This window comes from Candidatus Methylomirabilota bacterium, assembly GCA_036005065.1.
In the GTDB taxonomy this organism is placed as follows: Bacteria; Methylomirabilota; Methylomirabilia; order Rokubacteriales; family DASRDR01; genus DASYQW01.
Window position 1 is genome coordinate 15,835 of sequence record DASYQW010000168.1, and the last position, 12,283, is coordinate 28,117.

General features: G+C 73.6%; 11 protein-coding genes. 9 read left to right on the forward strand and 2 right to left on the reverse strand.

The features are described from left to right. Positions 1 to 6: 6 nt before the first annotated feature. Genes VGW35_12195 through VGW35_12205 form a run of 3 tightly spaced genes read left to right on the forward strand, consistent with a single transcriptional unit; the run spans position 7 to position 3,593 of the window. Positions 7 to 1,044 carry a S1C family serine protease gene (locus VGW35_12195; GenBank protein HEV8308420.1) on the forward strand — a complete coding sequence of 346 codons (1,038 nt, stop codon included), beginning with the start codon at positions 7 to 9 and terminating at the stop codon, positions 1,042 to 1,044. Between the two features lie 40 nt (positions 1,045 to 1,084). Next, positions 1,085 to 1,864, forward strand: a complete 780-nt coding sequence (locus VGW35_12200) for an ABC transporter ATP-binding protein (protein ID HEV8308421.1) — start codon at positions 1,085 to 1,087, stop codon at positions 1,862 to 1,864. Positions 1,865 to 1,907: 43 nt separating this feature from the next. Continuing rightward, the gene (locus tag VGW35_12205; GenBank protein HEV8308422.1) at positions 1,908 to 3,593 is read left to right on the forward strand and encodes a hypothetical protein; all 1,686 of its coding nucleotides are present in this window, start codon (positions 1,908 to 1,910) and stop codon (positions 3,591 to 3,593) included. Between the two features lie 160 nt (positions 3,594 to 3,753). Here VGW35_12205 and VGW35_12210 read toward each other — a convergent pair whose 3' ends face one another. Then, positions 3,754 to 5,574, reverse strand: a complete 1,821-nt coding sequence (locus tag VGW35_12210; GenBank protein HEV8308423.1) for a class I SAM-dependent methyltransferase — start codon at positions 5,572 to 5,574, stop codon at positions 3,754 to 3,756. A 16-nt stretch (positions 5,575 to 5,590) separates the two neighbouring features. After that, positions 5,591 to 6,289, reverse strand: coding sequence for a pirin family protein (locus VGW35_12215; protein HEV8308424.1), 699 nt, complete (start codon positions 6,287 to 6,289; stop codon positions 5,591 to 5,593). Positions 6,290 to 6,469: 180 nt separating this feature from the next. Here VGW35_12215 and VGW35_12220 point away from each other — a divergent pair, with 180 nt between their 5' ends. From VGW35_12220 to VGW35_12245, 6 genes are all read left to right on the forward strand, one after another. After that, a complete protein-coding gene (locus tag VGW35_12220; protein HEV8308425.1) occupies positions 6,470 to 7,633 on the forward strand; it encodes an NAD-dependent epimerase/dehydratase family protein in 1,164 nt (387 codons plus the stop codon). Between the two features lie 133 nt (positions 7,634 to 7,766). Then, the gene (locus VGW35_12225) at positions 7,767 to 8,759 is read left to right on the forward strand and encodes a radical SAM protein (protein ID HEV8308426.1); all 993 of its coding nucleotides are present in this window, start codon (positions 7,767 to 7,769) and stop codon (positions 8,757 to 8,759) included. Next, positions 8,732 to 9,424 (forward strand): glycosyltransferase family 2 protein, encoded by a 693-nt coding sequence (locus VGW35_12230; protein HEV8308427.1) that lies wholly within the window; start codon positions 8,732 to 8,734, stop codon positions 9,422 to 9,424. Before VGW35_12225 ends, VGW35_12230 begins: the two co-directional genes overlap by 28 nt. Further along, complete coding sequence (locus tag VGW35_12235) at positions 9,421 to 10,140, forward strand: TIGR04282 family arsenosugar biosynthesis glycosyltransferase (protein HEV8308428.1); 720 nt, start codon at positions 9,421 to 9,423, stop codon at positions 10,138 to 10,140. Before VGW35_12230 ends, VGW35_12235 begins: the two co-directional genes overlap by 4 nt. Beyond that, on the forward strand, positions 10,137 to 11,447 hold the full coding sequence (locus tag VGW35_12240) for a glycosyltransferase family 87 protein (GenBank protein HEV8308429.1): 1,311 nt from the start codon (positions 10,137 to 10,139) through the stop codon (positions 11,445 to 11,447). The genes VGW35_12235 and VGW35_12240 overlap by 4 nt, the downstream gene beginning before the upstream one ends. Positions 11,448 to 11,488: 41 nt before the next feature. Beyond that, positions 11,489 to 12,028 carry an NUDIX hydrolase gene (locus VGW35_12245; GenBank protein ID HEV8308430.1) on the forward strand — a complete coding sequence of 180 codons (540 nt, stop codon included), beginning with the start codon at positions 11,489 to 11,491 and terminating at the stop codon, positions 12,026 to 12,028. Positions 12,029 to 12,283 lie beyond the last annotated feature (255 nt).

Sequence of the window (12,283 nt, forward strand, 5' to 3'; positions counted from 1 at the left end):
CCGAGCGTGCCTGACGCGGGTTCGCGGGTGAGGCGACTCGGCCGGGCCGCCCTCGGTCTCACCCTGGCGGTCGCCGCCGTGACCTCGGCCGGGGGCGCGACCCGGGAGCCGAGCCCGCGCTTCGACCCCGGCCGGGCCCAGGAAGTCCCGACCGCGGTCTCCCGGGTGAGCCCCGCGGTCGTGGGCATCCGGGCCCGCATCCCGTCGCACCGCCCCTCGGCCGCCACGCTCGGCACGGAGCGATGGGGGTCGGGGGTCCTCATCGAGCCCGACGGGACGATTCTCACGGTTGGCTACCTCGTCATGGAGGCGAGCGCCCTCGACGTCGTCTTCCACGGCGGCCGGACGGCGGCCGCGCGCGTGGTCGGGCACGACTTCGAGAGCGGGTTCGCCGTCCTCCGCGCGATCGGCGGCGGCCCGTACCCCGTGGCGATGCTGGGGCGCTCCGGGTCAGTGTCGGCGGGTCAGCCGGTGTCGGTCGTGGGCGTGAGCCAGGACCGCGGGCTGCTCGCGCGCTCCGCCCGCGTCACCATGGTGCGGCGGTTCGTCGCCTACTGGGAGTACCTCGTCGAGCGGGCGCTGATCACGAGCCCCTCGCACCCGGCCTTCGGTGGGGCCGCGGTGGTGAACCCGGACGGCGACCTGGTCGGGATCATGTCGCTCCGGCTCGAGGGAGAGAATCTCGCGATCCCGATCGACCTGTTTCCGCCGGTGCGCGAGGCGCTCCTCGCCCAGGGCCGCCCCGCTCGCCCGCCCCGTCCGTGGCTCGGCGTCCGCGCGGTGGCGATGGATGGCGGCGTGGTGATCGCCGGGGTCTCGCCGGTCGGGCCGGCCCACGCGGCGGGACTCAAGGACGGCGATGTGATCGTGCGCCTGAACGGCGATCGGGTGGCGGACCTCGAGGACTTCTACCAGAAGCTCTGGCGGACCCGGGTCGGGAGCGCGGTGGAGCTCGGCCTCTACCGCGACGGCCAGCTCCAGACCGTGACGCTCCGGCCCCGGGACCGATACGAGGTGTTCCAGTTCCGGTCGCCCGCCCCGTGAGCACCGGCCGCGATCACGTTGCTGATCCGAGAGTCCCCCCGTGAGCGGCGCCGCGACCGGGCCTCCGGCCAACAGCGGCGGCCTCCGGCTCGAGCGGTTGACCAAGCGGTTCGGGGCGCTCACGGCTGTGCGGGAGCTGTCCATCACCGTCGAGCCAGGCGCGATCTACGGGCTCATCGGCCCGAACGGCTCGGGCAAGACCACGACGGTCAAGATGCTCGCCGGACTCTATCGGCCGACCGGGGGCCGGATCGAGGTCGCCGGCGTGGACCTCCGGGCGGAGCCGGAGCGCGCGAAGCGGGCCATGGGCTACCTGCCCGACGAGCCGTTCGTGTACGAGAAGCTCTCGGGCCGGGAGTTCCTCCACCTCATGGGAGAGCTCTACGGCGTCCCCCGACCGGAGCGCGCCGCCCGGATCGAGCGGCTCCTCCGGCTCTTTCCGCTGTCGGCCGTCATCGACACGTACATCGAGAACTATTCGCGCGGGAACAAGCAGAAGCTGACGATCCTGGCCGCGCTCCTGCACGAGCCTCGCGTCCTCGTCGCCGACGAGCCGATCGTCGGGCTGGATCCCGAGAGCACGCTCACGGCCCGCCAGATCTTCACGAGCTTCGCCCGAGACGGGGGAGCCGTGCTCGTGTGCACGCACACCCTCGGCTTCGCCGAGGCCATCTGTCACCGCGTGGGCCTTCTTTCCGAGGGCGTGCTGATCCAGGAAGGGGATCTGGCCTCGCTCCGGGAGACGGCCGGCCTGCCCGAGGCCTCGCTGGAGGCCTTGTACCTCCACTTCACCCGCGCCCGCTCGGGCGGGGCCACCTGACCTCGCCTGGCATCGTCCTCGGTCGTCGGCGGGCCAAGACGCCGTGAGGGTCGTCGGCATCCTACTGGGCTGGCGCCTCCACCTCGTCCTGAAGATCGTCCGCGAGCGCGATGCCCGTTTGGCCGTCGCCCTCGGATTCCTGGCGGTCTTCGCCGGGGTCATGGTCGGGGAGTACGTATTCTTCACCCGCGCGTTCCGCGCGGTGGCGGGGCTCGGGGTGGCCGGCCCGCCGCTGACCCTCTACGCGCTGGAGGCCTTCTTCGTCCTGGTCCTGGTCATCGGCATGCTGAGCGCGGTCGTGACCGGCTCGACCGTCTTCTTCCGCGTGGCCGAGAATCGCCTGCTGCTCTGCACGCCGACCCCGCTCCGCGCCCTGTTCGTGCTGCGCAGCCTGGAGACCTTCGCCCTGACCTCGTGGACCTTCGTCGTGCTGGCGGCCCCCGCCCTGGTGGCGCTCGGCGTGAGCTACAACCGGGCGCCGGGGTTCTACCTGGTCGCGGCCCTGCTCCTCGCCGGGTTCCTCGTCTTCGCGGGGAGCCTCGGCACCTTGCTGACGATGGCCTTCGGGACGCTCCTGGGCCACTTCCGCTCTCGCCTGGGCATCGTGGGGCTCAGCGTGGGACTGCTCGTGGTGGCCGGGCTCCTGGTGGGTCGCTCGGTGGTCCCCACCCGCGCCGACTTCAACACCATGTTCGAGCCCGGTCTGCTGAACGGCACGACCATCGCGCTCCACTTCGTGGAGGAGAAGTTCGCCCGATGGCCGAGCCATGCCTTCGCCGCCTCCGTCTTCGGCCTGGCGACGGGAGCGGGCAGCGAGCCCGGGCGGGCGCTCGTCTGGAGCCTCGTCCTGCCGGTGCTGGCCGCGGCGGGGACGTACTGGGGGGGCGGGGCGCTGTTCCGGCGCGTGATCTGGAGCGCGGCCGAGGGCGTGCTGCTGGCGCGCCCGGCCGGACCCGCGATTCCGCCGCACGGCCGGCCGACCTTCCCGGTCTTCCTGCGCGGGCCGGTCGGCGCGCTCCTCGAGAAGGAACTCCTCACCGTGGCCCGCACGCCCCAGGAGCTGGGACGCGGGGCGTTCTTCGCCTTCCTCCTGGCCCTCTACACGCTGCTCTTCTTCCGCGTGCCCGTGCCGGAGCGCGCGGGCACGGAGGACGTGACCGCTCGGCTCGTCGCCTTCTCGCTCCTGGCCACCGGCTACTTCCTCACCACGGTGGCCCTGCGCTTCGTCTTCCCGGCGCTCTCCCTGGAGGGTCGGAGCGCCTGGATCCTCTTCGCGAGCCCCGTGCGGCTGGCGCCCGTGTTCTGGGCGCGCCTCGGGCTCTACAGCGTCGCCGGCTTCGTCGGGCTCGGCGGAATCGGCCTGGTGGGGGGCGTGCGGCTCGGCCTCACGGGGGTCGGGTTCGGCCTCTTCGCGGGCCTGCTCGCGCTGATGAGTCTCACCATCATGACCGTGGCGCTCGCCCTCGGCGTCTGCTGGCCGGACTTCCGGGGCCGGAGCGCCGAGGCCCTGGCCACCAGCGCGGGGGGGCTCCTCACGACCGCGGTCTGCCTCGCCTACGTGGCGCTCACGGCCTGGCTCGGCGACCGGCTCATCCTGGCGCTCCTCACGGGCGCCCCGGTCGCGCGGGTGACGTGGCCGGCGCTCGCGGCGGTGGTCCTCGCGGTCGTGGTGGCGGGGGGCCCGCTGTGGGTGGTCAGACGACGCCAGGCGAGCTTCGAGGTCCGGTGAGTTCAACCGGAGGGGGCCTCGACGGCCCCCTCCGGAACCTCCCCCAGGAGGGTTGCGGCGGTAAGCCGCCGCTCGGAGTGGACCATGCGGTGGTGGGCAATCGTGTGGGAGGGCGAGCCCATCCGCCCGGAATTTCTTCAGAGGCCCTGCGTCCGGCTGCTCAGGCGAGCCAGAGGCGCGTGACGGCGACGCCGAGCCGGCGCGAGTCCTGCGACCCGGGGATCCGCTCGCGCGGAACGCGGGGGTGGTCCACGGCGACCGTGACCCGCACGCGGCCCGGCACCCCCGGGATGGGCATCTCGAGCTCCGTCCAGGCATCGGCCGGCAGCGCGAAGGCGGTCTCGCCGGCGGGCGCGAAGGGCCCGTCCGGCGCGGCGTGCTCCGCGCGGATCCGCCCCGCCACCGGCCCCAGCTTCGCGTCCCCCGCGTAGGCTCGGATGCGGACGGCGCGGCGGGCGCCCGGGCTCGCGAGGTAGGCGACCGCCTCGGGGCCGCTCCAGCGCACGGCGCCGATCCGCCCCCAGTCTTCGCGATGGTACCAGCCCGGGCCCAGGTGGGCCTCGTCTCCCGGCCCCATCGCCACCGACGACGCCGTGATGCGATGGGGGACATAGAGGCTCTCCGCCGCGTGCCACCACCCGTCGAACGCCTCCTCCGCGCGCCGCTCGGCGGCCGTGCGCTCGATCGCCGCCTGGACGGCGGCGGGCGTGGCCAGCCGCTCCACGAGCACCCAGTGGCCCCCCACGTGGAAGCCCTGCTCGGCGCCGCGGCCGGGATCCCGCCACGTCGGGGTCTCCAGCGTCACTCGCGTCGCCCCGCGGGCGGCGAGCGCCGCCGGCACGAGGAGCCGGACCCGGACGGCGCGCGGACTCGGCCGGAGCTCGAGCGTCATCGCGGGGTGGCCGTCCAGGCGCCAGCGCGTCCAGAGGGGCGGCGCGTCATCCTGGTCCGGATGGGCCACCACCAGCGAGACCAGCGCCGGTCCGGTGCCGGGCGGGAGCGGCACCTCGAACGCCGCCCGGGGCCCGGTCAGGCGGAAGGGGAAGGTCAGGCGGCGCGTGAAGCCCTGGGCGGCCTGCACGTCCTCCTCGAGGGGGCCGAAGCCCTCGACTCCGGCCAGGGCGTCCCACTCCACCAGGGTCGCCTCGCTGCGCCAGGCGCGGGCCACGAGCTGCCCGCGCGTCCCGGGGACGAGCCGCCGGAGGAGACGGGCGGCCGCCCGCTCGAGCGGCGTGACGCGCTGGCCGCGGACACCCGGGATCTCGTGGTCGGCGTCGAGGCAGTCCGAGTAGTAGATCCGGTCCAGGCGGAAGTCGTAGAGGTCCTTGCCCTGACGGCCGAGGAAGTAGTCGAGCTCGCTCGCCGTGTACTCGCGGTTGTGGCGGTGGTAGAGGAGGGAGGGGAAGAGCTCGCGGAAGGTCCGGCTCACGGGCGGCTGCGAGCCCCAGTCGTGGAGGTAGCGGAAGAGCGTCTCGGCCCGCCGCAGGTTCGGCGTGGTCAGGATCAGGAGCCCGCCGGGCTTGAGGACGCGGAAGATCTCCCGGAGCGTGTGGAACGGGTTCCAGTGGAGGTGCTCGAAGAGCTCGCAAAAGAGCACCGCCTCGAACGACGCGGTGGCCGCCGGAAACGGCTCGCGCTCGACCTCGCAGCCGAGGATCTCGATCTTCCGCTCGCGGCACCGCTCGAGAAACGCGGCCCACAAGCCCGCGCCCTCGATGTCGTTGTTGAGGCCGCTGACCTCCCAGCCCCGCGCCTGGGCGAGGGCGGAGAGGTGGCCGGGGAACGAGCCGACGTCGAGGAGCCGCCGGCCCTGCCCCTCCGGCAGGAGCCTCAGCGTGTCCTGGTAGCGGCGGCGGTGGTACTCGAGGTACCCCGCTTCCCACGGCGGGAGGGCCCCCCGGGCGAAGGCCTCGACCTCTCGGGTGATCGCGGCGAGCTCGAGCGGGGGCGTGTCGTCCGGCGGGCGAGGCGAGAGCGCCATGCGCCGGCTCGGATCCCTACGGGAGGTCGAGGAGCAGGAGGTCTGCCGAGCGCGTGCCCTTCAGGCTCACCACCGGCTCGCCCTGCAGGCGCACCGCATCGCCGGTCTCGAGCGAATGCTCGCCGAGCGTGGCGGTGCCGCCGATGACGAAGAGGTACGCGCGGCGGCGGGGAGAGACCTCGTGGGTGACGGCCTCGCCGGGGCCGAGCTTGAGCCGGTAGATGGTGGCCGCCTGACCGATCGGGAGCGCGCCCGGGAGCCCTTCGCCCGAGGCCAGCGCGATCCGCGGGCCGCGCCCCGCCTCGTGGGCGAACGCCGCCTGGGCCCAGCTCGGCCGACCCCCGCGGCGGGTGGGCTCGATCCAGATCTGGAGCAGGTGGAGCGGCACCGTGGAGGAGGGGTTGCGCTCGGCGTGGACGATGCCCGTCCCGGCCGACATGACCTGGACCTCCCCGGCCGTGAGCAGGCCGCGATGGCCCTGGTTGTCCTCGTGCTCGAGCGTGCCGGCGAGGACCACGGTCACGATCTCCATGTCCCGGTGGGGGTGCATCGGGAAGCCGCTCCGGGGCTTCACCGTGTCGTCGTTGAACACCCGGAGCGGCCCGAACTGGGTGCGGGTCGGGTCGTGGTAGTGGTCGAACGAGAAGTGCCAGTAGGCCGAAAGCCAGTCGTTCCGGAAGTGGTACCGCTGATCGTGCCGGTCGACGTGAATCATGGCGAGACCTCGGTTTGGGGCCCGCGCTCTCAGGTATCGCACCTGGCCCTCATGCTACACCAGAGGCCGGCCATCGACCATCCGGCCTCGATCTGATCCACCCGCGGCCTCGAGCGGTTTGAGGGGCCGCGGGGTTGATGGTAGTCTGGAACACTCCGGACGTGGAGGGGAGGCGGACGCGTGGCCGAGCGGATGCTGGTGACGGGTGGGGCCGGGTTCATCGGCTCGCATCTGGTGGACGCGCTCCTGCGGCGGGGCGACACGGTGCGCGTCCTCGACAGCCTCCTCCCGCAAGCCCATCCCACGGGGGCGGCTCGGTTCCTCTCGCCCGACGCGGAGCTGATCGTCGGTGACCTCCGCGATCGGGCCACAGTCGACCGCGCTCTGGACGGCGTCACCGGCGTCTGGCACCAGGGGGGAATCGTCGGCAACGGCCAGTCGATGTACGACATCCGACGTTACGTGGACCTGAACGCGCTGGGCACCGCGACCCTGCTGGAGGCCATGCTGGCGCGCCGGGCGCAGTTCCGCCGGCTCGTCATCGCGTCCTCGATGGTCGTGTACGGCGACGGCGCCTATCTCTGCCCGACCGACGGCCAGGTCGCGCGCGTCCAGCGCCCGCTCGAGCGGTTACGCCGGGCCGAGTGGGAGCCGCTCTGCGGGCGGTGCGGCCGTGAGGTCCAGCCGACGGCGACCCCCGAGGATCACCCACTCCACCCGACGAGCACCTACGGCATCACCAAGCGGGACCAGGAGGAGCTCGCCCTGGTCCTGGGCCAGGCCTACGGACTCCCGACGATCGCGCTCCGGTACCTCAACGTGTACGGGTCGCGGCAGTCCCTGTCGAACCCGTACACCGGCGTGGCGGCGATCATCGCGACGCGTCTCCTGAACGGGCGCCCGCCGATCATCTTCGAGGACGGCCAGCAGCGCCGCGACTTCGTCCACGCCGGCGACGTCGTGCGGGCCAACCTGGCCGCGGCCGAGGCGCCCGCCCCCGCGCTCTACCAGGCGTACAACGTCGGAACGGGGCGCTCGGTGACGGTGCTGGAGCTGGCGCGGCTCATCGCCGGCGGACTCGGCACGAGTCCCGACATCGTCCCCAGCGGCGAGTTCCGAGCCGGAGACATCCGCCACTGCTTCGGGGACGTCGCGCGCGCGAAGGCGCTGCTCGGCTGGGAGGCGGAGCGGCGTCTGGAAGACGGCATCGTCGAGCTTCTCGACTGGGCGGCGGGCGAGAAGCCCCACGACTGGACCGAGCGCGCCAACGCCGAGCTCCGCGCGATGCGCCTGATCGGCTCGGGCGAAGTCTCCGGGCGTGGCGGGCCGGGAACGGCCAGCTGAAGGCCGGTGAAGGATTCAATGCGGGACGTGGCGGGGCGGGGGCGACGGCGCGCAGCGGGCTGCTGGTGGGGGGGTTTGGGGGGGAGCGGCAGCGGGCGCTCCCGCCCCAAGCTGAACTGACGGCCCACGCGCGATGACCTTCTCGGTAGGCATCGGGCTGACCAACGAGTGCGACCTCCGCTGTCCCCACTGCTACCGTCCCGACGCGACCCTGGATCGCCTGAGCCTGGTGACCGTCCAGCGCGTCTGCGACGCGATCCCGGTCGGCTCCATGAACCTCGGGGTCGGCGAAAACGGCCTTCACCCGGAATACCGCGCGGTGCTCGACTACCTGGCGGCCCGGGGCATCAAGACCAGCATCACCTCGAACGGCGCCAGCATCGCCTGCCTGAGCGACGCCGAGGTCCGGCGATTCCGGAGCGTGGAGTTCTCGATCGACTTCCCGACCGAGGCGGCCCACGACGCCTTCCGCGGCGCCGGAAACTGGCGGGCGGTCCAGGCGGGGCTCGCGCGCTGCCAGGGGCTGGGAGTGCCGGTGACGGTGACCACGGTGCTGATGCGGCCCAACGCGCGCGCCATGCCCGGCCTCGTCGAGGTCGCCCGGCGGGTCGGGGCCAACCTCCGCGTCAACGTCTACCAGCCCGCCAAGACCGACGGCTTCACGTTGCCCTACGACGAGTTCTGGGACGCCTTTCGACGCCTGGCCGATTGCACCCGCCTGGTCGCGACCTCCGAGCCCGTCCTGGCCGCCGTCCTCGGGCTCGAGGGGTTCGCCGGCCCGGGCTGCGGGCGCTCGACGGTCCGGGTCGCGCCCGACGGCCGGATCCTGCCCTGCACCTACTGGCCGGCGAGCACGCTGACGGTGGAGAGCCTGGTGGCGCTGGGCCCGGCCATCTTGTCGACGGCGGAGTTCGCAGCCGCCCGGCAGGTGCCCGGGCCCTGCGCCGGCTGCCCGTGTCGGGGCGGCTGCGCGGGTCGGCGCGCGCTCGTCGGCGGCCTGGACGCCGCGGATGTCTACTGCCCGTTCGCCCGTGGGGATCCGCTGCGGCTCGACTGGCCACGCGCGGCGGGCCAGGACCTGCCCAAAGTCGGCAGCGCATGCACGACGGTGGTCGCCCCGGCGTAGGGCTGGTCATCCCGGCCCTCGACGAGGAGGCGGCGATCGGCGCGGTCATCCGCGCGGTGCCGCCGGGGCTCGTGGACGACCTCGTCGTGGTGGACAACGGCTCGACCGATCGGACCGCGGCTGTCGCCCGTACGGCCGGGGCCCGCGTCGTCGCGGAGCCGCGGCGGGGGTACGGCGCCGCGTGCTGGCGCGGCATCCAGGCCCTCCACCCGGAGGTCGCGGTCGTGGCGTTCCTCGACGGCGACGGGAGCCAGGACCCGCGGGAGCTGCCCCGGGTCCTCGACCCCATCCGGGAGGATCGGGCCGACCTCGTCCTCGGCGTCCGCCGGTACGACGCCGGCGCCGAGCATCCGCGCCACGCGATCCTCGGGACTCGCGCCGTCGCGCTCGTGCTCCGCTGGCGGTGTGGCGTGGCCGTGCGCGACATCGGGCCGTTCCGCGCGATCCGGCGGGATGCCCTGCTGGCCCTGGGTCTTCGGGATCGAAGCTCCGGCTGGCCCGTCGAGATGGTCGTGAAGGCGGCGCGGCACGGCCTCCGGATCGCCGAGGTCGAGGTGACGCAGCGGCCGCGCCTCGGCGGTCGCTCCAAGGTGGCCGGCACGCTCGGCGGGAGCCTCCGGGCGGGCTGGCGGTTCCTGCGAGTGGCCCTCCGCCAGAGCCGATGAGCCACGAGCGCGGCGCGGGGCCGGCGCGCCTGCCCGTGGCCGTCATGGCGAAGGTGCCGGTGGCGGGCGAGGTGAAGACGCGGCTCTGCCCACCATTGACGCCGACTCAGGCCGCCGGGCTCGCGCGCTGCTTCCTGCAGGACCGGATGGAGCAGATCGCCGGGATCGAGCTGGCCGAGCCCATCCTCGCCTTCACGCCCCCGGAGCGCGAGGCCGAGATCCGCGCACTGGTGGGGCCCGCGACCGGGGTACGGCTCGTGCCGCAGGTGGGCGGCGATCTCGGCGCGCGCCTCGACCGGCTGCTCACCGATCTTCTCGCCGCGCCGCCGGGGGCCGCCATCGCCGTCGACGCCGACAGCCCGACCTTGCCGACCGCGTTCGTGCGCGACGCGTGCCTGGCGCTGCTCGGCGACACGGCGGACGTCGTGGTGGGGCCCTGCGAGGACGGCGGTTACTACCTCATCGGTCTCCGGCGCCCGACCCCCGCCCTCTTCCGGGCCATCGCGTGGAGTACTCCCGCCGTGCTCGAGGAGACCGTCGCCCGCGCCCGTCAGCTCGGGCTCCGGCTCCGGCTCCTCCCCGCCTGGTTCGACGTCGACCGGGGCGAGGACCTGGCCCGGCTGCGGGCGCGCGCGCCGGTGGGCGCCGGCGCGCGTGTGGCGGCGCCGTTCGAGCCGCGGCGGACGCTCCGCTTTCTCGAGGCGGAGCGGCTGTGACTCCCGCGATCCTCACCGGGTGCGCCCTCGTCCTGGCCGCCGCGTTCGGCGCGCTCGCCTGGCTCGGGGACCTGTTCCACGCAGTCCATCCGTTCATCGTCCTGTTCGGGCTCGCCAGCCTGGCGTACGGGCTCGCCGTCGTCCGGGTGGTCCGCCGGCCGCCTACCGGATGGCCGGCCCTGGCCGGGATCCTGGTCGCGGCGGCCCTCTTCCGGCTCATCCTCCTGCCGGCGGCGCCGAGCCTGTCGACCGACCTCTACCGGTACCTCTGGGACGGCCGGCTCGCGGCGGCGGGGGTCAGTCCCTATGGCTACCCCGCCAACGCCCCCGAGGTGGCGGCTTTCCGCGATCCCGTGGTCTACCCGCGGCTGAATCACGCCGACTGGCGGACCGTCTACCCGCCGGGGGCGCAGCTGCTCTTTGCGGGCCTGGCGCGGCTCGCGCCAGGGAGCGTGCTGGGCTTCAAGCTCTTCATCGTCGCCCTCGACCTCGCGACGATCGCGCTCGTCGTCGGGTGGCTCCGAGCGCTCGGGCGCCCGCTCGCCTGGGCGCTCGTCTACGCCTGGCATCCGCTGGTCGTCGTCGAGCTGGCCGGGAGCGGCCACCTGGACGCCGTCGTGCTGGCGACGACCGTGGCGGCGCTCTGGGCGGCCACCCGGGGCCGCGAGGCCTGGGCCGGTGCCTTCCTGGGCGCGGGCGCCCTCGTCAAGCTCTACCCGGTGCTGCTGCTCCCGGCCGTGTGGCGGCGAAGCCCCGGGCGCGCCCTGGCGGCGGCGGCCACCGTCCTCGCCGCGGGCTACGCGCTCTATGCCGGGGAGGGGTGGGCGGTGCTGGGCTCGCTGGCCCGGTACATCTCGGAAGAGGAGTTCAACGGGAGCCTCCGGGCGGCCCTCGAGCTTCTGCTCGGGCCGCTCGGCCCGACGGGGCGCCTGGCCGCGCGCCTGTTGCCGCTCCTCGGCCTGGGTGTGCTGGCTCTCGTCCTCGGACTCTTGGGCCGGGAGATTCCGGTCTGGCGCCGGGCGGTGTGGCTCGTGGGGGGCTACCTCCTGGCGGCGCCCAACCTGTTCCCGTGGTATGCGCTCTGGATCGTGCCACTCATGGCGATGGCGCCCTGGTGGCCCTGGCTCTACCTCTCGTGCGCCGTGGCCCTGACCTACGTCATCTTCGCCCAGCCGGTGTGGACGATCCCCGCCTGGGTGATCGTCGTCGAATTCGGGCCGGTGGGGCTCGGGCTCCTGCTCGCGGCCCGGCCGCGGCTCTGGGGGCCGCGATCGGTCGCGGCTCGCGCCTGGGGGTCGTCGTCGTGAGCGGGCCCGGCGGTCCACCGAGCCCGGAGAAACGGGGACGGATGGCCGAGGTCCCCTGGCAGGCGCGAGCCACGCGGCTCGTCTATCAGAACCAGTGGATCCGCGTGGAGGAGGACCAGGTGGCGCTCCCGGACGGGCGCACGACGATTTACGGAGTCGTGCACTGCGGCGAGTGCGTCGGCGTGCTCCCGTTTCTCGATCCCGAGACGGTGGTGCTGATCCGGCAGTACCGCTACGTGGCCCGCGGGGTCTTCTGGGAGATGCCGACCGGCGGGGTTCATCGGGGGGAAAGCCTCGAGGCGGCGGCGCAGCGGGAGCTGGCCGAAGAGACCGGGTATCGGGCGGGGTCTCTCACCCCGCTGGTCTCGTATCACACCTCGAAAAGCATCCTGGACGAGACGGCACACCTCTTCGTGGCCGAGGCCCTGTCCCCCAGCCTGACGCCCCCCGACGAGACGGAGTTCATCGAGGTGCGTCCGGTGCCGTTCGCCTCGGCGCTCCAGATGGTCGAGACCGGGGAGATCAAGGACAGCATGACGGTGATCGCGGTGCTGCACGCCGCGCTTCGGCGAGGACGCTAGATCATGGGAGGGGGCCTCGACGGCCCCCTCCCAAGCCCTCCCCCAGAACAGGGTTGCGCGGGCGAAGCCCGCGCTCGAAGCGCTGTTAATCCGGCACGCTGCTACACACCGAGGAAGCGCTGCTGGATTGTCGGCTCGCTCCGGAGCGCGTCCGGCGTGCCCTCGAACTGGATGCGCCCCTGGTCCATGACGTACAGCCGGTGTGAGAGCCTCATCGCGACCTCGAGGGTCTGCTCGACGAGCAAGATCGTCGTC